Genomic DNA, 23,390 nt, shown 5'->3' with positions numbered 1-23,390 from the left:
AGTGGTGCTAGCCTTAGATACCGAAGATTTGACTTCAGCCAATGAGATTTTAGAATTGTTGGGAACAGAGCTTAAATACGTTAAAATCGGGCCTCGACTTCTTTATCTCGGAGGTAAGGAGTTTATATTTTCCCTGATGAAGTGTTGGAACGTCTTTTTGGACGTCAAGTTGCACGATATCCCAAACACCGTTCGAGGAGCGGTTTCTGCACTTGCAGGTATGGGAATATTTGGGCTTACGCTTCATGTCGCGGGAGGAGAGAGGATGTTGCGGGAAGCAGTGAAAATGCGCGACGAGACGAACCCAGAGATGAAGATTTTTGGAGTTACCGTGCTTACCAGTATTGATGACGAGGAATGGAAATCACTGGCCCCTGGGTCCATGCTTGAAGACGCCGTAAAGTCCAGGACGAAGTTGGCAGAGAAAGCGGGTATAGATGGAGTAGTTTGTTCCCCAAAGGATTTGGACGCAGTCAAAGGTACATCCAAGAGGTTACTGACCTTGGTTCCGGGAGTAAGGCCTAAAGGCGTTTCTTACGATGATCAAGCAAGGGTCATGACGCCGGCTGAGGCCAAGGAAAGGGGAGCGGATTTCATAGTCATAGGAAGGCCAGTTCTTGCCGCACCGGATCCGCTGGAAGCTTTGATTGGGATAAAAAAAGAGGTTGGCTAAGAATGAGCGGCGCTGAAGTAAAAGATAGATTGGAAAAGATGCTATACGACAGCGGGGCTTTGCTCGAGGGACATTTCCTTCTCACCTCGGGGCTACATAGCGGATATTATTTGCAATGTTCCTTGCTTCTGCGATTTCCTTGGTATGCTGCTTTTGTGGGAGAAAAATTGGCTAAATTAGTCGAGCCCTTCGATCCGCAAATAATAGCGAGCCCGGCTTTAGGGGGCATAATAGTAGGCCATGAAGTAGCAAGAGCTTTAGGCGTGCCTTTTATATTTTGTGAACGAGAGGAAGGACAAATGAGGTTGCGCAGGTTTCCTGCGCCGGAAGGCATGAGGTTCGCAGTGATCGAAGACGTGGTGACGACAGGAGGATCTGTGAGGGAAGTTGGCGAGGTGCTGGAAATCTTAGGAGGAAAATGGGAGGCCTCAGGATGTATAGTGGACAGAACAACACAGGATGTCCAATTGCCCGTAGAGCTTTTGAGCCTAACAAAGAAGACCTTCCCCGTCTATAAACCGGAAGAATGTCCATTTTGTAAGAAGGGATACCCCTTAGTAAAACCGGGCAGCAGAAAGCGTTGATCAGGCCAGGCCAATCTTTGGAAGATATGAAACAGAAGAGATTTGTGACAAGATGCAATAACTTTAGGACGAAAGGACACCAAATTAAGGGAGCTTTAATTTCTTTAGTGTTTTTAATAATTTGTTTTTATCCTTACATTGCCCTGTCCGCTGAGAAAAAGGTTGCTACCATAATAGCGGTGCCTCCCGAGGTGGCATTACTGACCCGATTCATCGGCGGGCCCGTTGTGGAGGTGTTATCTTACCTGGATTGGACAGAGGATGGGACGCTTGTTGTCCACACAAAGACTTTTCCTAAAGATACCATCCTCATTGCTTTGACGCCTAAGGAAAAGAAAATTCCCAAAGGTATATCCCAGGTAAAGTACTTGTACGAATTTTTGCCCCAAGGAAGAGAGGAGTTCGATAAGTATTTTTTTGATCCTGCCTCGTTGTCTTTTATGGCAAGCCGCGTTTTGATCGCTTTGACGGAGTTGGACCCGTCAATGTACGATTACTTTCAAAGGCGGTTGGCCGAATTTCAAAGCAGATTGGACAGCGTAGTTAACGTAGGCAGAGAAATCTTATCGGGCGTTTCCATGCTCGATTTATCAGGTAGGATGGAATTTTTGTTAAAGGCGAGTAGCGCTAGGGTAAAAAGGCCGTCGCAAGAGTGGTTTGATCTGTGGGAAAAGGGCGAGGGAAGCGAAGAGCTGGTTAAGTGCATGGAAAGAGCCAAATCACAAAATACCCTTGTTGTTGCCGATGCGTGGTCGCCCAAAATAATAAAAGATGAAGTCTCTAACCTTTCGTGTGGAATCCTGCTTCCGGCACCAAAGCTTGACGATATGTGGACTTCCTATCTGCATGATCTTTATTTGGCTCTATGGAATCGTTTTAAAGCGGTTCCATAGTCATACGATCTCTATCTTTCCCGTACCTTGCACAACCTCTGCTATGAGTCTGCTTTCTTCAAAGCCTTCCTCCTTTAGCAGGTCAAGTGCTCTTCTTACGGTTGATGGGTCAAAGGCCAAAAGCAATCCGCCCGATGTTTGCGGGTCGAATAAAATATCTTGAAGATCTTCATGTAGCAATTCTAAGCCCTTTATTTTACCCGCTTCTGTGTAGCAAGCCTTGTTGCGATAAGTGCCTGCGGGGACCAGGCCCATGGAAACCTTCTCTAACGCTCCTTTTAAGAGGGGGATATTTTTTACATTTAGTTTGATGTCTATATTTTCATCTAACATATCTAACAAGTGTCCCATCAACCCAAAACCCGTGACGTCTGTACAAGCATGAACTTGGAGGCGCATTTCCCTGGGCAGTCGCAAAGGAAGATCGTTTAATTGAACCATGGCTGAGGTCATGGTCGCTTCTTCTTCCTCACTCAGCATGGCTGCCTTAAAAGCCGCGACGAGCGCGCCAGTTCCCAATGGCTTAGTCAGAATAATCTTATCACCCGGCTTTGCCCCCTTTGTATACCATATCTCGGTCAATGGGACTTCGCCATAAACCACCAACCCAAATTTAGGCTCCTCATCCTCTATCGTGTGACCCCCTGCAACGATTGCTCCCGCTCTTGTCGTCCTTTCCATACTTCCTTCTAAAATTGATGAAAGCACCTCCAGGGGCATGCAGTTTATTGGAAACCCAACGACGTTTAAGGTGAGCAGGGGTCTTCCTCCCATGGCGAAGACATCGCTCAGGGAGTTGGCCGCTGCAATTTGTCCCCAAATATAAGGGTCGTCGACGACGGGAGTAATGATGTCCACCGTTAAAATGGCGGCTCTCTCATCCGTCAGCACCCAAAGGGCCGCATCTTCTCCTCCTTTCCATGAGGAGAGCAACCTTGGGTGATCTTGCGGGGTAAGTCTTTTAAGCAGCTTATCAAGGTCCGCCGGACCCAGCTTAGCCGCTCAGCCACTGGTTTTAGCCAGTTCAGTCAAACGAAACTTTGTCATATGTCATCCCTTCTTATATGAACTACATCTCCGGTGGCAAACAAAAGAGTTTCGCCTGCTGCAAGGACTTGCAATGCGCCCTCTTCAGTAATATCCACCGCCAGACCGCTTATTGTCTCATTATCTAAATATACGGTCACTTGCGAACCCAAAGTTACGCAATGGTTTTTATAACTTTCGATGACCTTCTTTTGACCATTATCCGTTTTCAAGAACGAAAGCCACTTGAAGACTTCTTCTGCTGATACTGAAAGCAGTTCATTTAAGTCTAACTCTAGCCCAATTATATCCTTTAAGGATGTAGCTTTATCCCTCACCTCGCATGGTAGTTCGGAAATGTCTGTGTTGACATTTATGCCTACGCCTACTATCGCGTAGTGAATCTTTTGGTCGTAAATGGCTGATTCACTCAATATACCACATAGCTTTCTTTCTTGGTATAATACATCATTTGGCCATTTTAGTTCGCAAGATATGTTACAAAATTGCTTTAGCCCGTTTCGAATCGCCATTCCTGCTGCCAAGCTTACCAACTGAGGAGAGCGTAGATCTCCTAAGTCTTTCTGAAACAGCGAGAAATACAATCCGCCTTTCGGCGAATGCCAACGCCTTTCCCTTCTGCCCCTCCCCTCAAGCTGCCTTTCGGCCCAGACTACGAAGGTATCGTAGCTGTATCGGCGGTAAAGCTCTTTGGCCATAGTTTGTGTTGATTCCACGCAATTAAACTTGAAGATCGAAAACTTTCCGACCTCTGTGGTTATCTTAATTTCTTTCACTATCGATGACACTCCTGCTCTTTAAAATCTATGTCGATGATATAATAAATTTTACCTTAGGTGCAAAAAGGTGCAAAAAAAGATTATAAATAGTAGGAGGAGTACTTATATGGAATTACACCCTGTTTCCACGGTGTTGGAGGAACTGCACTCATCGATGGGTGAGTTGCGGGAAAGCCTTTGACATAGATTCTTTAAAAGAAGATGCGAAAATCCTGCTTAAAAAGGCCTCGTCTCCCGATTTTTGGACATCCCAGGAGGCTCAAAAGGTTACACAGAGGCTTTCTCGCCTGCAAAACCTTTTAGATCGGTGGCAAAAAATGGAACACGAACTGGAAGAGTTAACCATTTTAGCAGAGTTGCTTGAAGAGACTAACGATCAAGAATTACAGGCGGAGTTTTACGACAGGGCTTTACGCCTGCGAAAAGAGATCGACTCGATGGAAATGGAACTTTTGCTCGACGAGGAATATGACGAATCTAACGCGATTTTGACTGTTCATGCGGGTGCAGGTGGCCTTGATGCGCAGGATTGGGCGGAAATTCTGTCTCGAATGTACTTGCGGTGGGCAGAAAGGCATGGCTATGAAACTGAAATAATAGATATTCTACCTGATGACGAGGCAGGAATTAAATATGTAACTATATTAATAAAGGGATTTTGTTCATATGGCTACCTCAAAGCCGAGAAGGGTATCCACAGGCTTGTAAGGATCTCACCCTTTGACTCGTCTAAGCGAAGGCATACGAGTTTTGCTTCCGTTGAAGTGATACCCGAGTTGCCAGAAGACGTTGATGTTGAAATCAGGCCGGAGGAAATAAAAATGGAAACCTTTCGAGCCAGTGGTGCAGGTGGCCAGCACGTAAATATGACCGATTCTGCCGTGAGGTTGACACATATCCCTACGGGCATAGTCGTTACATGTCAAAACGAAAGGTCGCAACATATGAATAGACAGACGGCCTTGCGATTTTTGAAGGCGAAGTTATACGAAAAATACCAGCAGGAGAAGCAAAAAAAGATAGAAGACTTGCATGGGGAGAAAAAGGAAATAGGATGGGGCAGTCAAATAAGATCCTATGTGCTGCATCCTTATACGATGGTCAAAGATCACCGCACAGGATATACGTCTTATAATGTTGATTCTGTCTTGGATGGAGACATAGACGATTTCATAATAACTTACCTTAGGATGCGCAAAAATACCATAAAAGCCAAGGGGGCTTAACGATGTATCAATTTATTTCATTCAAAGGCATCTCAATCAAGATGAAGAATTTTTTCACAATAGTGGCGGTGTTAGTCATTGCTTTTATATTATCTTTCTTCGCTGATATAGCTTGTGCTGACTCTTTTACACCAAACATCGATGTCTTTCCTTTGAGCGATCTTCGTCCGGGAATGCAAGGAGAAGTGTTTACCGTGGTGAAAGGTCTGGAGCGGGTTTCCTTTCCGGCAGAAGTGATCAGCATAATACCAAGTCCTAGTGAACCCAAAAGGCTCATCTTAATACGTGCTCGAGGACCTTTGGTGGAAAAAATAGGTGGCATAGCTGCCGGAATGAGCGGAAGCCCTTTCTTCATAAATGGGCGCCTTGTCGGAGCTATCGGATATGGTTGGGACTTCAGTGATCATAATTTAGGTTTAGTGACGCCCATAGAAGAGATGAGCAAAGCCTGGGATTGGCAGGCTAAAAAGGGGATCGAGGGGGGCAAGGTCAAGTTTCACGAAAGCAAAAACGCGCCCTTGATCGTTTCGGGCATCAGTTCCAGGGGTGCTGAAAAGATATCTCGTGACTTCAAAGGCGAGGTAGAAGTTTTGCCCTTTGACTTGCCCGTGGGCGGAATTGGCGTAGATTATGATGCCGAATTACAACCCGGAGACTCCGTTGGGGTGCTCCTTGCTTGGGGGGATGTCAGCGTCGGCTCGACGGGAACTTTAACGGCTGTAGACGTCGAAGGTAACTTTTTAGCTTATGCGCACCCTTTTTTAAATCGGGGAGATGTTTCCTTTCCCTTGACTCGCTCGTGGGTTCACGAAGTTATTCCCAGCATTAAAAGTCCCTTTAAGTTGGGAAGTCCTGTTTCAATTGTTGGTGTTGTGCGCCAAGACAGACCTCAAGCCATCGCCGGGAAAATAGGTCACTTTCCTAAGGGCGTTGAGGTATCCGTCAAGTTCACCGATGATTCCGAAATGACTGTCTTTAAACGCTTTCAAGTAATAAACGATCCTTTTTTGATGAACCAGGTGCTTCCGGGAGCCTTGCTTGGCTTGTTTGATGATCTGTGGGGGAGGGCTGGCGAAGGAACCGGGTTTGTCACCGTAAAGATCGAAGGCAAGGGATTTGTTGAAGGTATTTCAAGAAAAAATGTCTATTTCTCTGATAGTGATCTAATCGGGCAAATTGTAAGCCGTGAGATTATGGCACTTGTACCCCTGTTTTCTTTAAACAGATTTAAGGAAATTGATCCCTTGGGAATACACATTGAATTGCAGGTGACAAAAGAGCCGAAAGTCGTATATATAGAAAAGCTTGAAGTTCCCAATAAGGACAACGTCAAGAAAGGTGAAGATTTGGATGTTGAGGTTACGCTGAGAAACTTTCGTGGTGATCCCGAAGTTAAAAAACTTTCGTTGAAGGTCCCCGATAATGCGTCGGGGTTGTGTGAAGTGGTGGTCAGAGGAGGAGGCATAGCCGAACCGTCGCAAGTATCGCTGATGTCCGGATGGAGAGCGATATCGTCCTTTGAAGAGTTTTTAAATGAGATCGAGGCCGGGGAATCAAATAATCAGGTAATCGTGGAGTTGCTTTACGGACCCTTGCTTAAAGAAGAAGATGAAGAATTTTCGTTAGATGATGAATATGAATTAGTATCTGAAATGAAAAAACGCAGAATGGAAGAAGGCACACTTCGTATCTTCGAGACGGACCATTATGTGGAAGGATTGCTTAGACGTTGCCTCACCATCATCGACGAAGGAATGAATAAAAGTCGATAACTAGAGGAGATAGTTGGAAAGGGTAAGTTATGCTTAAATGGTTCGAGCTCATAGGTAAGGCAATTATGTCTTTTCTCGATTTGTTGGGTTGGATAGCTTCATTGGCTATTCATTTACTACTTCACTGGCCTCGGGCCAAATGGGATGTTCGCTCAATTGTAGACCAACTGGAGCGAGTTGGTGTCCAGTCGGTCTTCATGGTTTCCGTGATAAGTGCCTTCACGGGCATGGTAATGGCGGTTCAGACCTTGGATCAATTTCTAAAGTTTGGTGCCTCGCGGTACATAGGTGGGGTTATCGCCTTAAGCATGGTTAGAGAGATGTCGCCAGTACTCACGGGCATAGTGGTTGCAGGAAGAGTCGGGTCTTCCATGGCGGCTGAAATAGGGACTATGAAGGTCACGGAGCAGTTAGACGCACTCAGGGCCTTTGGGCTGGACGAGTATGTATTTGTCGGATTGCCCAGAATTTTGGCCAGCCTGGTGATGGTCCCCATTTTAACGATCTATTCGATGGTTGTCGGTACCTTGGGCGGTTATTTCTACGTTGTGGTTCGCGGCGTGCATTCTTTGATATTCAAGGATTCCATAAGGTTGTTAGTCGACACCTACGACATCAACGGTGGATTGATAAAATCGGTGGTGTTCGGCTTTGTGGTGTCAATAGTTGCCTGTGCGTGTGGTTTTAGAGCGCAAGGAGGAGCCAAGGGCGTTGGAGAGACGACAACCCTGGCTGTCGTATGGAGCAACATGCTCATCTTGGTACTGAATTATATACTTTCGACAATACTTTTTGGAGGAAAGGTTTAGTGGCGGAGGAAGTCTTACGTCTCGAGGAAGTTATAAAGTCTTTCGGCAATAATGTGGTACTAAAAAACCTTTCCTTTTCGGTAGAAAAAGGCGAGATTATAGCTTTAATGGGTCCGTCGGGCTGCGGGAAGACGACGGTCTTGAGGCTTGTCTTGAGGTTAATTGAAGCCGACGAGGGTAGAGTGTGGCTTTATGGAAGGGACATAGCTCATCTTCCCGAGAGGGACCTGATAGACATAAGAAAGAAGGTCGGCATCGTATTTCAAGGTGGAGCCTTGTTCGATTCCATGACAGTGTTTGAAAATGTGGCGTTTCCGCTTCGTTACTGTCTTGGCATTAAAGACGAAGAAAAGATGCGCGACATGGTCGCCGTGATGTTGGAATCCGTTGAGCTGCCTGGTATCGAAGATTTGATGCCCGCCGATTTGTCAGGTGGGATGAGAAAGCGAGTTGCACTCGCCCGTGCGCTTGTATACAATCCATCTTTTCTGTTGCTTGACGAGCCAACAACGGGGCTTGATCCTCAAACGGCCAGACACATCGATCGCCTTGTAGTTAATTTGAGCAAAAAATATAACGTATCAGCCATGGCCGTAACTCATGATGTGGTATCCGCATTAGGCATTGCAGATCGCATTCTTTTAATGAAGGATGGAAGGATAGCATGGCTAGGTACGCCCGAGGAGTGGGAAACTGCGACGGATCCGGAGGTCGTTTCCTTTCTCCAAGGTACTAAATCCATTCGTCATTGGGGGTGTGCCCCGTGAAACGTGAGATAAAAATCGGTCTCGTCGTCTTTTTGGGATTGGCATTGCTCGGCGGCTTAGTTTTCCTTTCGGGTGGTCGTTTGATACGTGAAAGGGGTAATGTTTTATATGTCTTATTGCCTGAGGCAAGGGGATTGCCCCCGGGTGCTCCCATTTACATATCTGGAGTGGAATCAGGATACGTGAAAGACGTACTTTTGACCAAAGAGGGAGTGAAAATCCTTGCCTTTATAAAGGATGGGCTAAACATTCCCATCGATAGCGAGTTTATTGTACAAGGAGGGGGGCTTTTGGGAGAGGCATCCCTTCAGATAAGGCGAGGGACGAGCGATACCTTCATTGAACCCCCCGGCCCTGTAGAGGGAACGGTTGCGCCCGATGTGTGGAGCGTGCTCGAGGAGGTGGAGCAGAATCTGAGCTCCATGCGTTCTTTTTTGGATAACATCAGCGGAATCATGGGGGATGAAGAGATCGAAGATCTTAAAGAAGCTATAAAGGAAATCCCTTCTTTTTTGAAAGAGGCAAAGGAAGCTTCCTTTCGCATAGGAAAATTGGCAGATGAAGGAAGCGCCTTTTTGACTGATACAGGCAAACGCATGGATGCCTTTTTTAATAACACTAACGAGCTCATCTCGAACGCGAATGAAATAATGACAGAAAACAGACAAGATCTTCGAGAGGCGATAGCATCGACGAAAAACCTTGTCTCTAAATTAAGCACAATAGTTGAACAGCTTGACGAAGACAGCCCCTTTGCCAGGGATATAAAACAGGTAGTAAAAAGCATTCAAGATGCGGCAGTCTCTGTCGAGCGATTTGTAAATGAGCTTGATACAACCCTTTTTGGTGAAAACGAGGTTGAAAGTAAAAAGGGAAACCTCCCTGAATTATTGCAAGATGTGAGGGAAACCCAGGAAGTTGCTAAAAAGACATTAAAAACCATGCAGGAAATCGAGATCAAAGGAGATGTCTCTTTAAGGGGAAAGACCTTCGGTCGTGGGGATGATGCCTATATGGATGTTAACGTAGTAGTTGGCATGAAAGATAGGCCAAGCTTTTTTCTCCTTGGCGTCGATGACATTGGCGATGGCAGTGATTTTTCCTTAAGTTACGGCTACAGATGGCGCTGGATTTCTCTTTGGGGAGGATTGGTCAGGGACGACCTCGGCGTAGGGTTTAAGTGGGGCGATCCGGAGGCTTTCCCCCTGCAATTGATTGGCAAGTGGTGGGATGATGGATCAGGCGCATGGTCTCTGGAAGGACGCCTCGGGTTGGATGATCGGTATGGTTTGCTTTTCCGCCATGACGAACTTGATGACGAGAGGCGCGAATCGATCGGGGTATACTACAATTTTTGAAGGTGATAGGTTTGTTTATTACTTTTGAGGGAATAGATGGCTCCGGAAAGTCTACGCATGCGGTAAAATTATATGAGCATTTTTCGCATAAATTTGGCAGAAATGGTGTTCTTTTGACGTGGGAGCCCGGGGGGTGGAGCGGGGGCGATTTAATGCGCGAACTTTTGCTTCATCACGAATGGCGCCCGTGGAGCGAATTCTTCCTTTTTATGGCAGACAGGTACGAACACGTTTCCGAGAAGATTCAACCGGCCTTATCGGAAGGTCGAATTGTAATATGTGAGCGTTACACCGATTCTACTTTGGCCTATCAGGGATGGGGCAAGGGGTTGCCCATAGAGGAAATGGAAAGGCTTTTTTCGCTTTTAGCGTTACCTCAGCCAGACTTAACGATATGGTTGGATGTGTCGGTTGAAAAAGCTATGGAGCGAATAAAATCCAGGAAGGTCTTGGATCGTCTCGAAGAGGAAAATTTTCTTTACAAGGTTCGCAATGGATATGAAGAGCTTTTCCTGACAAACTCTGAGAGGATAAAGCGCGTTTCTTCCGAGGTCAGCGAGGAAGAAGTTTTCCTGGAAATTTTAAAAGTGGTGGGGGTCTTCATGGATGAAAGTTGAAAGTGGCGATGTTAAGGAAAGACGCTACAGGATAACTCCATCGCTGAATGGCATTACCGCTTTCGATCATAAAGCCGATATCGAAAAAGATAGTTCTTTTAGAGAGTGTTACGACAGAGAAGCAATTAGTATGTTGCTCAAGGAGTTAGATGAAGTTGGCATCGCGTTATCGAGGTACCCTTCAAAGGGATTGATAAATAAATATAAATCTTTGGTTCGTCAAGTCATAGGGATGATCTTGGAAAATATGCGAGTAAAAAAGGAGTTTGCCTTTTCTTTGCACAGCAATAAAATGTATACGATAATCGAAAGGACGGAAAAATCCATTGCAGAGCTCGAGGAAGCTTTGGACAAAGAACGGGAGAAGATTGTAATATTAAATATAGTCGAGGAGATAAAGGGATGTCTGATCTCGTTGCTGCTATAAAGGAAAGCGAAGCCTACGAATGCATTATCGCAGCTTTCGCTTCCTCGCGTGTGCCTCATGCCCTTTTGATCGAAGCTCCTTCTTTGTTTCATGGGTCAATTGCAATTGAGATTGCGCGACTTTATCTTTGCGAAAACGGGCTTGGAGACGATGGATGCGCTTCTTGTCACAGCTGGAAATATGACGAACATCCAGATCTCGTAAGGCCTATTACGTTGGATCAGCCCCCGGGAATAAGCGATTGCCGCAAATTAATGGCGGAATTGTATTTAGCCCCGGTGGTGGCGCCAAGGCGCTTTTTGGTAATACCCCAAGCGGGGAGGCTTTCGCTGCCAGCGGCGAATAGTTTGCTGAAAATCACTGAAGAGCCACCTTCGTGGGCGGCGATTTTACTTCTTTGCGAAGGAAGCGGTGTGCCGCCAACGCTTAAAAGCAGAACATGGAATTTAACCTTTAACTTAAAAGAAGAGTTGAGTATTTTGGCCCCACCCGAAACAAAGGATGAATGGCTGTCAGCCATTGTTCGCGCCTCTAAGATGACATCACAAGAGGCCTTCGCGATGCTTGAGGGATGGATTAACTGGTGTTTAGGTAATGGTGAACTGGGTAAGGCTGCCAAGTTGGAAAAAATTAGATTGATTTCTGAGAAGGGGCATTTACCTGTTTATATGGTTTTTGATCTCCTTTATGGTTTTTTGGAGGAGGATTTGTCCGATGAACTATTTGGTCATTTTCGGTAAGCCCCGTTTTTTGGGATTGCTTACCGATTTAGAACAAGAAATAGATAGGGGCACAAATGTAGTCATCGAAAGTGCCAGAGGGCTTGAGATTGCCGATGTAGTTGGAATTTTAAGCGAAGAGCAGTTGTGTAAGTATAAAGAAAGATTTGAGCTTCCAAAAGAAAGTGAAGCTAGCGACAACGACCAGTTGAAGTCGACTGAACCCCCGTTGCAATACGTCAAATTAATGCGATTTGCCGATGAACTGGATGTGAGCGACGCTAAATGGCAAAGACAAGAAGAGGATGAAGCTCTTCCGATGGTGCGAAAAATGCTAAAAAACCACTCTCTTCCCATGAAAATAGTGGATATGGAGTATCTTTTGGATCGGAAAAAACTGTATTTTTACTTTACCTCTGAACAAAGGGTTGATTTCAGGTGCTTTGTAAAAGAGTTGGCCAAGGAATTTAAAACCCGGATCGAGCTGCGGCAGATTGGCGCCAGAGATGAGGCGAAAATTTTAGGTGGACTGGCTCCTTGTGGAAATCCTTGCTGCTGCAGTTATTGGATGCTGGAGTTTCTTCCCATATGCATAAGGATGGTTAAGGAGCAAAATTTGGCCTTGAACCCCTCTAAGATATCTGGTCTATGCGGCAGGCTGATGTGTTGTATGAGCTATGAATATGACACGTATAGTGAATTGTGGAAGGACTTACCAAATCCAGGGACAAAAATAAAGACTTCTTCTGGGAATTATCAAATTGCCGGCGTCGACATAGTTAGCAAATCGGTAAGGATTAAAAGCCCCGAGGGTGTGGAGTTTTTGGTGCCTATAAGTGAGTTCAAGCTTTTTAAGAAAACGGTTGAAGGTGGAGAAAAGTGGAACTTGCATGTTAACTTGGCAGATCAGGCCGAGGCGCATAACCTTTTTGGCAAAGAAGTTTTTGCCCTGAAGGGCAGCTGTTCAGAGTTAGATGAATCCCTCGAAAAAGATTGTGACGAATGTAGTGCTCATAGACCTAAGGCAAAAGGGAAGAATTCCGGCAGAGGACGAAGTTTTAGAAAATAAATTAAATGAGGTGAGATAGTGGCATTAATCAATGCTTTCAAGGATAAATTACAAAAAGTTAAAGAACAATGGTTTGGGCTGGGGTCAATTTTTTCTCCAGGCAAGAGGGTAGACGAGTCATTTTGGGATGCGCTTGAGGAGCAACTTCTTTTAGGAGATGTTGGGGTAGATCTTTCGGAGGAATTAATTTCAAAGTTGCGCTATGTAGCCAAAGAGTCCAACATCAGGGATGCTTTAGCTTTGAAGGCGACATTCATTGATTTGATCGTAAGTGAGCTTGAAAAAATTCCAGGCATGGGAAAGCCTATAGAGGTTAAAAATAAGCCAACCCTGGTGCTGATCGTGGGTGTGAACGGAAGCGGAAAGACCACAACGGCAGCTAAGCTGGCGTATAGATATAAAGAAGATGGTCAGAAGGTCCTGCTCGCTGCTGCAGATACTTATAGGGCTGCGGCGATTGATCAGCTGAAGGCTTGGGGAGACAAAATAAACGCACGCGTCATAGCGCATGACGTTGGGGGAGATCCTGCAGCTGTCATATACGATGCCATCGAAAGCGCTATTGCTTCTGATACTGACATGGTTATCGTTGATACTGCTGGCCGACTTCACACCAAGCACAACTTGATGGAAGAATTAAAAAAGGTCAAAAGAGTAATAGAGAGGAAATTGCCTGGTGAGCCTTCCGAATCCCTGCTAGTTTTGGATGCCGTAATGGGACAAAATGCCTTTCATCAGGCGGAAGTTTTTAACGAAGCTTTAAACCTAACGGGGGTAATTTTGGCTAAATACGATAATACTGCGAAAGGTGGTATAATTCTCGCGGTTGCCCAAAGGATGTCTCTCCCAATTCGCTACGTAGGTTTAGGCGAGGGAATCGAAGACCTAGAACTTTTTGAGCCTCGCGCATTTGTTGAGGCTTTGTTATCCTAAATGAGAGAATGTCAGGGGGATCGCCATGGTAGATGATGCTTCTGGGCTTGTGGTTTTGAGCGGGGAATCCACTGTCAGGGATTCCTTGCGTATTCTTTACCGTACCGCCTTTAAGGTTGCTAAATTGGTCATCGACGAAGAGGCGCGTCTTATTTCAAAAGATGAATTGGTCGCTGCTTTAGAAAAGGGATTTGGAGATATGCCACTTAGAGAAGTGCTTTGGCCTAAGGGATCGCAATCGATTGGCACTATGGGCGAAGTAACTCCTCCCTTTCCTTTACTTCGGATAGAAGATGGCTTCATATTTGCCAACGAAGCTGCTAGGGAATTGATTGGGCAAAGCTCGATCGAGAAATTGGGATTAAAAGAAGATACATCTGAATGTGCTATGTTAAATTTAGAAAGTGGCGAGTTTGCCCTGGTAGAACCCTTAGGCTATGGCTTTTTTATCGTTAAAAAGTTAGATAAGAAGGAAGTGGAGGAAATACTAGAAACGGCAAGATGGGCTGCCATAGGCAAAACTCTTTGGCGTTATCTCGAAGATCGTGGATTGACTATAAAAGTGGAAGAGCAGAGCAAAAAAGGTAATATTCCTTTAAGCTGGAAGGGATTAGAGTTTGGTTTTTTAATGTGCAGAAAGACAAGAAAAAACCAGGGGCGAACAAAAAAGAAAAATGACAATTCCTCCGTTAGTTAAACTGATAGTTGGTTTTTTGTTCCCTAATACTCAGCTTTATCAATGGACTATAAGGAAACTTTCTTCCCTTTGGGGCGGTATAGAAAGAAAAAGTCCCATATATCCTTTCGATCATACCGATTATTATCGTGATATAGCGCCAGTTCTTTATAAGGCTTTCGTAAGTTTCAAAGGACTATATCCAGCGGATCAGCTAGTACGTTGGAAACTCCAGGCTGTTGCACTGGAGGCTGAAAGCGGACCCAAGCGCAGTGTCAACATTGACCCCGGATACCTTGACGGGGCAAGGTTGATTTTAGCCTCAACTAAAGATCACGCCCACAGGATATACATCTCGGATGGCATATTTGCCGAAGTTACCTTACGATTTATGTTTGGCAAATGGATTTCCTATGATCATACTTTTCCCGATTTTAAGAGCGGTTGCTACGATGATTTTTTGAGCCTGGTTAGAAATGACTGGCTATCTGATAGGAGAAGAAAAAGGAGGACTTCTGCGTGATAGAACGTTATGAGACTGCGGCCATGCGTGACATATGGAGCGAGGAAAATAAGTACCGTACTTGGCTGGATGTGGAGTTGGCCGTGTGTCATGCCTGGGCAGAGGAAGGGCTCATTCCGATTGAGGCTTACGAGTCGATCAGAAAAAAGGCCTTCTTTGATATCGACCGCATAAAAGAAGTAGAGTCTAAAGTACATCACGATGTCATAGCCTTCGTTTCCTGTGTCGCTGCAAGCGTAGGCGAATGGGGGAGATTCATTCATTTGGGCTTGACTAGTAGCGATGTCTTAGATACAGCTTCTGCTTTGCTTTTAAGACAATCACTTGGCATTATATTAGAAGAATTGGCCATTTTATACGAAGAGGTGTTAAAAAAAGCTTTTCTCTACAAGTACACCCCCTGCATTGGGCGCACTCATGGGGTTCACGCCGAGCCCATGAGCTTTGGTTTGAAACTGCTTAATTGGCATTCGCAGTTAAAACGTTCCGAGGAGCGTCTTATCTTAGCAAAAAAGCAGATAAGTTACGGAAAAATATCGGGAGCTGTCGGGACATATGCTCACTGTCCGCCTTCAATAGAAGAGAAAGCTTGCGCCTTTTTAGGTTTAAAACCGGCTCCCATATCAAACCAAATCCTGCAAAGGGACAGACACGCTTTTCTCATCCTTTCTCTTGCCCTGCTTGGATCCACCTTGGAAAATATAGCCCAAGAAATACGGCATTTGCAGCGAACCGAGGTTTTGGAAGTCATGGAACCCTTTGCCAGCGGTCAAAAGGGATCGTCTGCCATGCCACATAAGAGAAACCCTATTTTGTGCGAGCGAATATGTGGTATGGCTCGGTTGCTCAGGGGTTACGCCTTGAGCGCTATGGAGAACGTTGCCCTCTGGCACGAGCGCGATATAAGCCACTCTTCCGTAGAACGCATTATATGGCCTGACGTCTTCCACATCCTTCACTATATGATTGCGTTGCTAATCAACATCGTAGGGCATATGGAAGTCAACGCGGAAAAGATGATCAAAAATATCGAACTTACCAAGGGCTTGATTTTTAGCCAAAGGGTGTTATTGGCTCTAGTTGAAAAGGGCATGGATAGAGATGAAGCTTACGAAGTGGTTCAAAAGTATGCCCTTGAGTGTTGGAATGAAAAAGGCACATTCAAGGATATGCTGACTAGTGATCCTATCGTGTCTTCCCTTTTGTCGGCCGAAGAACTGCAAGGTTTTTTTGACGTTAGTTATTATTTGAGGTTTGTTGACGATATATTTGACAGATTTAAATAGCTGGAGGTGTGTGTCTTGAGCGTTCCCGACAGGAACATGGCCTTGGAGCTTGTTAGGGCAACGGAGGCAGCCGCCATGGCTGCAGGGCGTTGGATGGGGCGGGGTGATAAAAACGCTGTAGATAAGGCAGCCGTCAATGCCATGAGGTATATGTTAAATACAGTTTCAATGGACGGCATCGTTGTTATAGGAGAGGGAGAAAAAGACCAAGCTCCCATGTTGTTTAACGGTGAAAAATTGGGCTTAGGCTGCGAACCCAAGGTGGATATAGCCGTAGATCCCGTAGACGGTACCACGCTCACAGCTTTAGGAAGGCCCAATGCCGTGAGCGTGGTAGCTGTAGCTGAAAGTGGTGCACTTTACAGTCCAAAACATATCTTTTACACGAACAAAATAGCAACAGGCCCTGAAGCTGCCGGCGTAATCGATATCGAACTATCAGCCACTGAAAATATAAAACGAGTTGCCAAAGCAAAGAAGAAGGCAGTAGAAGATGTTACAGTAGTTGTACTTGATAGGCCTCGTCATGAGAAGTTGATTCAGGAAATAAGGGCCATTGGAGCCAGGATAAGACTAATTCCCGACGGGGATGTGGCTGGTGCGTTAATGACATGCAAGGAAGACAGCGGGGTCGATTTGCTATTGGGGATAGGAGGTTCACCTGAAGCCGTCATATCAGCATGTGCTATTAAATGCATAGGCGGAAATTTTCAATGTAAACTATGGCCCAGAAACCAAGAAGAGAGAAACCGCTGCCTGGAATTGGGGATGGACGTGGATAGGGTTCTATATATTGATGATTTAGTTAAGGGCGAAAATGTCTTTTTTGCTGCCACGGGTGTCACCGATGGAGAGCTTTTGAAAGGGGTTCGATATGGTGGCGAGACTATTTTTACTCATTCTTTGGTAATGAGATCAAAAAGCGGGACTATTCGATATGTGGAGGCCATGCATCGCAGCAGGAAATTATATGAGTTTAGCGATGTAGATTACCTTCCGCGCATGTCGAAAGAGTAAATTTTTTAAACCTTAATCTATTTTAGGAGGGATAGCATGTTATCTGATATCGAAATTGCCCGAAACGCCAATCTTAAACACATATCTGAAATAGCAAGGGAGCTTGAGATACCCGACGAATATCTCTTTCCCTACGGCCACTATAAGGCCAAGGTGGACATCAACTTCTTCAAGGAACTTGAAAATCGCCCTGATGGGAAGCTTGTCTTAGTAACTGCCACAACGCCAACTCCTGCGGGGGAAGGCAAGACGACCATAACCGTGGGGTTGACAGAGGCCTTGGTAAAGCTTGGTAAAAAGGCAATGCTTTGCTTGCGCGAGCCCTCGCTTGGGCCTTGTTTTGGTGTAAAGGGCGGCGCAGCTGGAGGCGGTTACTCTCAAGTGCTTCCCATGGAAGAGATAAATCTTCATTTTACCGGAGACATACACGCAGTGGAATCGGCTCACAATTTGCTTGCAGCAATGCTCGATAACCACTTGCATCAAGGAAACGACCTCGGTATTGATCCTAGAGAAGTGACGTGGCGACGTGCCATGGACATGAACGAAAGGGCATTAAGAAACATCGTAGTGGGCTTGGGAGGAAGGACAAACGGAGTGCCAAGGGAAACCGGTTTTGATATAACTGTGGCCTCTGAAATCATGGCAATACTGTGCTTGTCTGAAAATTTGGCAGATTTGAAGGAAAGGTTATCTAAGGTCATTGTGGGTTATACGACCAAAGGAAAGGTGGTAAAGGCGGGTGACTTAAAAGCACAGGGAGCTATGGCGGCACTCTTAAAGGAAGCCATTAATCCAAATCTCGTTCAGACTGTAAAGCACGTTCCCGCCTTTGTCCATGGAGGGCCCTTTGCTAACATAGCCCACGGCACCAACTCCATAGTTGCTACCAGGATGGCCTTGAAACTCCGCGATTATGCCATAGTAGAAGCGGGTTTTGCCTCAGACCTGGGAGCTGAGAAGTTCTTCGACATAGTATGCAGGTTATCGGGCCTTTCTCCTTCAGCCGTTGTGCTTGTTACGACCGTTCGATCCTTAAAACACCACGGAGGAGTTAAAAAAGAAGAACTATCTAAGGAAAACTTGGATGCCTTGTCTTCTGGTATAAGCAACCTAGAAGCTCATTTAGACATACTTTCAAACTTTGGCCTTCCAGTCGTTGTTGCCCTAAACAAATTCAATACTGACACGAAGGAAGAGCTGGACATGGTAATGGAAGCAGCCAAGAAACGCAATGCAAGGATAGCCCTCTCTGAGGTTTGGGAAAAAGGAGGCGAGGGCGGGATTGATCTTGCAAAAGAGGTCCTTGAAGCGATAGGAGAAGGTAAAACCTACAGGACCCTTTACGATTTGGATATGTCATTGAAAGAGAAGATAAAGACCATAGCCACTAGGATCTACGGAGCAGATGACGTTGAATACGTGCCTCAAGCCTTGGCCATGTTAGAGGATTTGGAACAAAGGGGCTTTGGAAGTCTCCCAGTGTGCATGGCAAAAACGCAGCTTTCCTTGTCAGATGATCCCAAAAAGCTTGGAAGGCCCAAGGATTATAGAGTAACAGTCAGAGAAGTAAGATTGTCAGCCGGTGCCGGCTTTGTCGTTGCCATATGCGGCAGTATAATGACCATGCCCGGGCTTCCCAAAAAACCTGCCGCTGAGTCTATAGATATAGACGAAAAGGGAAATATAACTGGTCTTTTTTAAGGGACACTGTTAAGGTTACTTTTAAGGCAATACAATCAATAAAGGGAAAAGCGAGCTCGCTTTTCCCTTTATTGATTGTAGATTGTGCTTGTTGAGATTTTAATAGCTAGAAAAAATCAAGCAATTTAACTACTATTTGATTTCGGGGATTTCTAAGCCGATTTCCTTGTAGTAACGGGCAGCTCCATCATGAAGGGGAACAGGTAGTCCATCGAAGGCTGTTTCCAGAGTAATAAGCTGAGCCTTGGCGTGGGTGCGCTGAACCTCGTCGATATGATCCCACATTGCTTTAGTAAACTGATATACTACTTCTTCTGGGACATCTGCATCAACAACAATCATCGCCATTACGGCAGGGGCAACGACATCGTGATCTATACCCCTGTACGTGCCTGCAGGTACTACGTCTTTTACGAAGAAGGGATACTTTTTCTGAAGTTTGGCGAGGAATTCGTCATCAAAACTCACGAGGTCCACATCGTGAGTGGTAGCAAGATCCATGATTGCTGCGACTGGCCAGCCTGCAACGACGAAACCGGCGTCTAATTGGCCATCTTTCATACGGTCAACCGTGTTGTTGAAGTCCAGGAAGTCTACTTTCTTCATGTCAGGATAATCCAATCCGGCAATTTCCAGCAAACAGCGCATGTCAGCTTCTGTGCCGGATCCAGGAGCACCTACTGAAATCCTCTTGCCTTTGAGGTCATGAATGGTTTTTATGTTTGCTTTCCTCATTGCGATCAAATGGTTTGTTTCCGGATATAGCGTGGCAACCGCCCTGACGTTTGGATAGGCCTTTTCAAACATTATCTCGCCTTTGGCTGCCCACCAAGCTGTATCATTTTGTACGAGCGCAAATTCTATGCTGTGAGTCCCAATGAGGTTTAAGTTAGCCACGGACGCATTTCCGGTTTCAGCAGTTGCCTGAACATCCTTGGCATATCGACTTACCACATCGGCAATGCCTCCACCGATCGGATAGTAAGTTCCTCCGGTGCCGCCAGTAGCTATCGACACGAAGGTTTTCGCCTGCGCAACGCCAGCAAATAGGGAGAAACAAACAACCAATGCCAGTACTAAAACCCTTCGAACCCTCATTTTCATCCCTCCGTTTGAAAATATTTATGTCGCCACTTTACGCAAAACCCCTATGTTGTTTTAAAATATAAATGATAACGCGGGATATTTCAAGTAGTAGTTTGCCTAAAGCGGCAAGGGGAAATAATATTAAGGAGTGATAGACTGATGTTAGAGAAGAGAGAGGGAGCCGAAATACTCGATAGCGAACTTGAAGAAATCGAAGAAGAAGATGACGAAATGTTGGGAACGATCGAAGTATCTTTTGATATAAGGCAAGAAAGCCAAGTAGGCAGGGTGGCTGTTTTGCTTGCTGCAACCACTAGCAAAACCGAAGAAGAGTATTTAAAAGAACAGATAAAAAAGTTGAGATGGAGAGCTGTTGCTACCGAGGTTGGCGGATTAGCCGGTAATATTTCCGGAAAATTAACCAGAGCTTTGGTGGGGGCAGCATTGAACGGCAATGTGATCAAAAAAACGGGTGCTGAAATGCATGCCCTCATGCATGCGTCAATGGAGGCCATAAACAGTTTTTTGCCACTTTGTTTGCTGGAAGCAAGCGTCGGTGCCAAGCTCGCGATCGTGAGAAGCAAAAGATGGATTGGCGTTGCTATAATTGGAGACAGCGCTTATCACGCTGCTGCTCATCATGATAGATGTGGTTTGGGCGTAATGCACATATAAAAATGTGGGAAAATGCGAGAAACGGATATAGAAAGCTTGCAGGTCGAGGGCGAGTGTGGTAAATTGCTCTTTGCCTTATAATTATGAAGTAACTATAAAGATGGAGGGATTTTCGTGAAGAAAGATATACATCCAAAATACCAGACGTGTCGCGTGACTTGTGCCTGCGGCAATACCTTTGAGACAAGGTCTACTAAACCGGAAATCAGGGTATCGGTTTGCAGCAATTGCCATCCTTTCTACACAGGCAAGCGAGGTATATTGGTGACAGAGGCGGGCCAGCTTGAAAAATTCCGCAGGAGGTACGGCGATACGGATTATGGTTATGCAAACGATGAAAAGTAACGTGAGGGTAAAGTTACTAGCCTTTACCCCATTACCCGAAAGTGTCGTTGCTGCCGCGGCTAGGCTATGTTACAGTGCCTCATCGGCGGAAGATTTAATCGTTATGCTTCATGACGATAAGGAGCAGAGGGACAAATTCATAAAAAACCTCGCAAGGTCAGGTCATCTTTCTCCTTTTGAACACGTTTCGTTTACCTTTGCCGTTGATGGTATCAGCAGGGCATGTTCGCATCAGTTGGTGCGGCATCGTATTGCAAGCTATAGCCAGCAAAGCCAAAGATATGTCTCCATGATTGATGCAAATTATATCGTGCCTGATTCCATCATGGAGAACGAAAAGGCTTTAACATTATTCAAAGATATGATGCGTCAGTCTCACGAGGCATATAAATCTTTGGCGGAGTGGGGAATCCCGCTGGAAGACGCCAGATATGTTTTGCCTAATGCATGGGAAACCAAGATAGTGGTAACAATGAATGCCAGAGAGCTACATCACTTTTTTAGCCTTAGGCTATGTAAGAGGGCCCAGTGGGAAATACGAAGGCTGGCTAAATTAATGCTCATAGAAGTTAGAAAGGTTGCGGGTGTTATATTTGACGTTGCAGGTCCACCATGTGTGACGAAGGGTAAATGCGAAGAGGCTAAGCCCTGCGGCAAGCCTTATTCATCAATAGAGGAACTGCTAAGTTAAAAAAGCTCTTCCCCTTGGGGGAGGTGATGATTATAGATGGAGAATATCGGCGTAAAATTAGATGAATTAGAAAAGAAATTCAAAGATCTGGAGCTGAAACTCAGCGATCCTGAGGTCATTTCAAATCCAGCCGAATTGCAGCGTTTAGCGAAAGAACACGCGGAACTGTCTAAAATAGTTGAAAAGTACAGGGAGTACAAAGAAGTGCTCAGGCGAATGGAAGATGCCATGTCGCTGTGCGATGATGATGACGAAGAGCTTAGAGAATTAGCTAAGGAAGAAGTAGCTCAGTTAAAGCAAGTTCTGGAGACGCTGGAGGAGGAATTAGCGTTTCTTTTATTGCCAAAAGATCCGGATGATGATAAAAGCGTCATTGTCGAAATAAGAGCAGGGGCTGGAGGCGAAGAGGCAGCACTTTTTGCCGCTGACCTTTATAGAATGTACGTACGTTACGCTGAGCGTAAGGGCTGGAAGGTTGAACTCATTACGGCCAACGAAACGGGCATTGGCGGTTATAAAGAAATTGTCTTTCGCGTCGAAGGCCGGGGTGCCTATAGTGTATTGAAGTACGAAAGTGGAGTTCATCGTGTCCAACGTGTTCCGATAACAGAAGCAGGTGGCCGTATTCATACGTCCACTGCAACTGTCGCCGTATTGCCGGAGCCCGATGAAGTTGACGTTGAAATACGTCCCGAAGACCTGAGGATAGACACATATAGAGCCAGCGGAGCAGGTGGCCAGCATGTTAATATGACCGACTCAGCCGTGAGGATTACTCATATACCAACGGGCATAGTAGTGACATGCCAGGATGAAAGATCACAAATTAAAAATAGAGCAAAGGCAATGCAGTTACTAAGGGCTAAATTGTACGATCTCGAGTTGCGGCTTCAGCATGAAGAAATGGCTATGGAACGCAGGGGGCAGATAGGTAGCGGCGATCGATCGGAACGAATTCGAACGTATAATTTTCCGCAAGGTCGTGTTACCGATCATAGAATTGGCCTAACATTGTATAACCTCGAGGAGATATTGGACGGAGATTTGGATGAGTTAATTTTCGCTCTGGCCACGGCAGACCAAATGGAAAGGCTTAAATTAATGGGAGCGTAGTCTCTGGTGACCCTCATTGAGGCAAAAGATTATGCAGCGCGTAAATTAAGGGGAGCTGGAGTTTTAGATTACCTTCTGGAAAGCGATCTCATTTTATGCAAAGTTTTGGGATGTGACAGGGCCTGGATGATGGCCCATAAGGAGCGTTCTATATTTGATTATGAGCTGGAATACCTGGAAACTTTGCTCGAGCGTAGATGCAAAAGGGAGCCTTTGGCTTATGTTTTCGGTGAGGCATACTTTTACGGGAGAAGTTTTTTCATCGGAGAGGGTGTTTTGATCCCCAGGCCGGAGACGGAAATTTTGGTTGAAACAGCGTTATCTTTCGTCGAAGAGGGCGTGATATTGGATTGGGGCACGGGCAGCGGCTGTGTGGTGATATCTTTATTGCTGGAAAACCCAAAGTTAAGTGGAGTTGCTCTGGACATTAGCCCAAAAGCGCTTTCTTGGACGTGGCGCAACGTTAGGAAGTTTGATTTATTTGCTCGGATGCTTCTTTGGCATGAAAGTGTGCGCTTGCCCCAAAAGTACGGTAATCACAGTTTCGATATGATAGTGAGTAATCCGCCCTATATTCCAACAAAAGAGATTTCATGCTTGA

At 45.5% G+C, this 23,390-nt stretch carries 26 protein-coding genes; 23 read left to right on the top strand and 3 right to left on the bottom strand.

Going from position 1 to position 23,390, the window contains the following annotated elements; genetic code table 11:
* Position 1: 1 nt before the first annotated feature.
* The 3 genes from pyrF (at position 2) to Q7P41_RS02485 (ending at position 2,150) form a co-directional block, all read left to right on the top strand.
* The gene (gene pyrF / locus Q7P41_RS02495; RefSeq protein WP_303881936.1) at positions 2-673 is read left to right on the top strand and encodes an orotidine-5'-phosphate decarboxylase; all 672 of its coding nucleotides are present in this window, start codon (positions 2-4) and stop codon (positions 671-673) included.
* 2 nt (positions 674-675) lie between these two features.
* Positions 676-1,257: an orotate phosphoribosyltransferase gene (pyrE, locus tag Q7P41_RS02490; RefSeq protein ID WP_303881873.1), complete on the top strand. Its 582-nt coding sequence runs from the start codon at positions 676-678 to the stop codon at positions 1,255-1,257.
* A gap of 107 nt (positions 1,258-1,364) precedes the next feature.
* Positions 1,365-2,150, top strand: coding sequence for a hypothetical protein (locus tag Q7P41_RS02485; protein ID WP_303881872.1), 786 nt, complete (start codon positions 1,365-1,367; stop codon positions 2,148-2,150).
* Here the strand turns inward: Q7P41_RS02485 and selD are convergent, their stop codons facing one another.
* Entirely contained in the window at positions 2,151-3,197 is a 1,047-nt protein-coding gene (gene selD / locus Q7P41_RS02480) for a selenide, water dikinase SelD (RefSeq protein WP_303881871.1), read from the bottom strand.
* A complete protein-coding gene (locus tag Q7P41_RS02475; RefSeq protein WP_303881869.1) occupies positions 3,194-3,973 on the bottom strand; it encodes a biotin--[acetyl-CoA-carboxylase] ligase in 780 nt (259 codons plus the stop codon). Before Q7P41_RS02475 ends, selD begins: the two co-directional genes overlap by 4 nt.
* A gap of 109 nt (positions 3,974-4,082) precedes the next feature.
* On the opposite strand from Q7P41_RS02475, the gene prfB reads away from it, so the two are divergent.
* The 15 genes from prfB to Q7P41_RS02400 all read left to right on the top strand — a co-directional run bounded on the left by prfB (position 4,083) and on the right by Q7P41_RS02400 (position 18,879).
* A protein-coding gene (prfB, locus tag Q7P41_RS02470; RefSeq protein WP_303881867.1) for a peptide chain release factor 2 occupies positions 4,083-5,202 on the top strand; the annotation gives its coding sequence in 2 pieces (ribosomal slippage) (positions 4,083-4,148 and positions 4,150-5,202; 1,119 coding nt in all).
* Between the two features lie 2 nt (positions 5,203-5,204).
* A complete protein-coding gene (locus tag Q7P41_RS02465) occupies positions 5,205-6,974 on the top strand; it encodes a SpoIVB peptidase S55 domain-containing protein (protein ID WP_303881866.1) in 1,770 nt (589 codons plus the stop codon).
* A 29-nt stretch (positions 6,975-7,003) separates the two neighbouring features.
* Positions 7,004-7,783 (top strand): ABC transporter permease, encoded by a 780-nt coding sequence (locus Q7P41_RS02460; protein ID WP_303881865.1) that lies wholly within the window; start codon positions 7,004-7,006, stop codon positions 7,781-7,783.
* Positions 7,783-8,550 carry an ABC transporter ATP-binding protein gene (locus Q7P41_RS02455; protein ID WP_303881863.1) on the top strand — a complete coding sequence of 256 codons (768 nt, stop codon included), beginning with the start codon at positions 7,783-7,785 and terminating at the stop codon, positions 8,548-8,550. The genes Q7P41_RS02460 and Q7P41_RS02455 overlap by 1 nt, the downstream gene beginning before the upstream one ends.
* Complete coding sequence (locus tag Q7P41_RS02450) at positions 8,547-9,908, top strand: MlaD family protein (RefSeq protein ID WP_303881862.1); 1,362 nt, start codon at positions 8,547-8,549, stop codon at positions 9,906-9,908. The genes Q7P41_RS02455 and Q7P41_RS02450 overlap by 4 nt, the downstream gene beginning before the upstream one ends.
* A 2-nt stretch (positions 9,909-9,910) precedes the next feature.
* A complete protein-coding gene (gene tmk, locus Q7P41_RS02445; RefSeq protein ID WP_303881935.1) occupies positions 9,911-10,525 on the top strand; it encodes a dTMP kinase in 615 nt (204 codons plus the stop codon).
* Positions 10,515-10,952: a DUF327 family protein gene (locus Q7P41_RS02440; protein WP_303881860.1), complete on the top strand. Its 438-nt coding sequence runs from the start codon at positions 10,515-10,517 to the stop codon at positions 10,950-10,952. The genes tmk and Q7P41_RS02440 overlap by 11 nt, the downstream gene beginning before the upstream one ends.
* The gene (locus Q7P41_RS02435) at positions 10,928-11,692 is read left to right on the top strand and encodes a DNA polymerase III subunit delta' (RefSeq protein WP_303881859.1); all 765 of its coding nucleotides are present in this window, start codon (positions 10,928-10,930) and stop codon (positions 11,690-11,692) included. Before Q7P41_RS02440 ends, Q7P41_RS02435 begins: the two co-directional genes overlap by 25 nt.
* Positions 11,667-12,740: a regulatory iron-sulfur-containing complex subunit RicT gene (locus tag Q7P41_RS02430; RefSeq protein ID WP_303881857.1), complete on the top strand. Its 1,074-nt coding sequence runs from the start codon at positions 11,667-11,669 to the stop codon at positions 12,738-12,740. Before Q7P41_RS02435 ends, Q7P41_RS02430 begins: the two co-directional genes overlap by 26 nt.
* A gap of 18 nt (positions 12,741-12,758) precedes the next feature.
* A complete protein-coding gene (gene ftsY, locus Q7P41_RS02425; protein WP_303881856.1) occupies positions 12,759-13,673 on the top strand; it encodes a signal recognition particle-docking protein FtsY in 915 nt (304 codons plus the stop codon).
* A 25-nt stretch (positions 13,674-13,698) separates the two neighbouring features.
* The gene (locus Q7P41_RS02420; RefSeq protein WP_303881854.1) at positions 13,699-14,370 is read left to right on the top strand and encodes a hypothetical protein; all 672 of its coding nucleotides are present in this window, start codon (positions 13,699-13,701) and stop codon (positions 14,368-14,370) included.
* Positions 14,348-14,872 (top strand): DUF4416 family protein, encoded by a 525-nt coding sequence (locus Q7P41_RS02415; protein WP_303881853.1) that lies wholly within the window; start codon positions 14,348-14,350, stop codon positions 14,870-14,872. Before Q7P41_RS02420 ends, Q7P41_RS02415 begins: the two co-directional genes overlap by 23 nt.
* The gene (purB, locus tag Q7P41_RS02410; protein ID WP_303881851.1) at positions 14,869-16,158 is read left to right on the top strand and encodes an adenylosuccinate lyase; all 1,290 of its coding nucleotides are present in this window, start codon (positions 14,869-14,871) and stop codon (positions 16,156-16,158) included. Before Q7P41_RS02415 ends, purB begins: the two co-directional genes overlap by 4 nt.
* Positions 16,159-16,173: 15 nt before the next feature.
* Complete coding sequence (gene glpX, locus Q7P41_RS02405; RefSeq protein ID WP_303881850.1) at positions 16,174-17,175, top strand: class II fructose-bisphosphatase; 1,002 nt, start codon at positions 16,174-16,176, stop codon at positions 17,173-17,175.
* 36 nt (positions 17,176-17,211) lie between these two features.
* Positions 17,212-18,879, top strand: a complete 1,668-nt coding sequence (locus tag Q7P41_RS02400) for a formate--tetrahydrofolate ligase (RefSeq protein WP_303881849.1) — start codon at positions 17,212-17,214, stop codon at positions 18,877-18,879.
* Between the two features lie 132 nt (positions 18,880-19,011).
* Here Q7P41_RS02400 and Q7P41_RS02395 read toward each other — a convergent pair whose 3' ends face one another.
* Positions 19,012-19,977, bottom strand: a complete 966-nt coding sequence (locus Q7P41_RS02395) for a TAXI family TRAP transporter solute-binding subunit (protein WP_303881848.1) — start codon at positions 19,975-19,977, stop codon at positions 19,012-19,014.
* Between the two features lie 147 nt (positions 19,978-20,124).
* Here Q7P41_RS02395 and Q7P41_RS02390 point away from each other — a divergent pair, with 147 nt between their 5' ends.
* The 5 genes from Q7P41_RS02390 to Q7P41_RS02370 all read left to right on the top strand — a co-directional run.
* The gene (locus Q7P41_RS02390; RefSeq protein ID WP_303881846.1) at positions 20,125-20,640 is read left to right on the top strand and encodes a HutP family protein; all 516 of its coding nucleotides are present in this window, start codon (positions 20,125-20,127) and stop codon (positions 20,638-20,640) included.
* Between the two features lie 114 nt (positions 20,641-20,754).
* Entirely contained in the window at positions 20,755-20,985 is a 231-nt protein-coding gene (gene rpmE / locus Q7P41_RS02385) for a 50S ribosomal protein L31 (RefSeq protein ID WP_303881845.1), read from the top strand.
* On the top strand, positions 20,975-21,676 hold the full coding sequence (gene thyX / locus Q7P41_RS02380) for an FAD-dependent thymidylate synthase (RefSeq protein WP_303881843.1): 702 nt from the start codon (positions 20,975-20,977) through the stop codon (positions 21,674-21,676). Before rpmE ends, thyX begins: the two co-directional genes overlap by 11 nt.
* A gap of 36 nt (positions 21,677-21,712) precedes the next feature.
* Positions 21,713-22,789 (top strand): peptide chain release factor 1, encoded by a 1,077-nt coding sequence (prfA, locus tag Q7P41_RS02375; RefSeq protein ID WP_303881842.1) that lies wholly within the window; start codon positions 21,713-21,715, stop codon positions 22,787-22,789.
* 6 nt (positions 22,790-22,795) lie between these two features.
* Positions 22,796-23,390, top strand: a 595-nt coding sequence (locus tag Q7P41_RS02370) for a HemK/PrmC family methyltransferase (RefSeq protein ID WP_303881841.1), incomplete at its 3' end; no start/stop codon positions are given.

Source organism: Acetomicrobium mobile, assembly GCF_937920065.1.
This window is presented reverse-complemented; position numbering and strand designations above follow the sequence as displayed.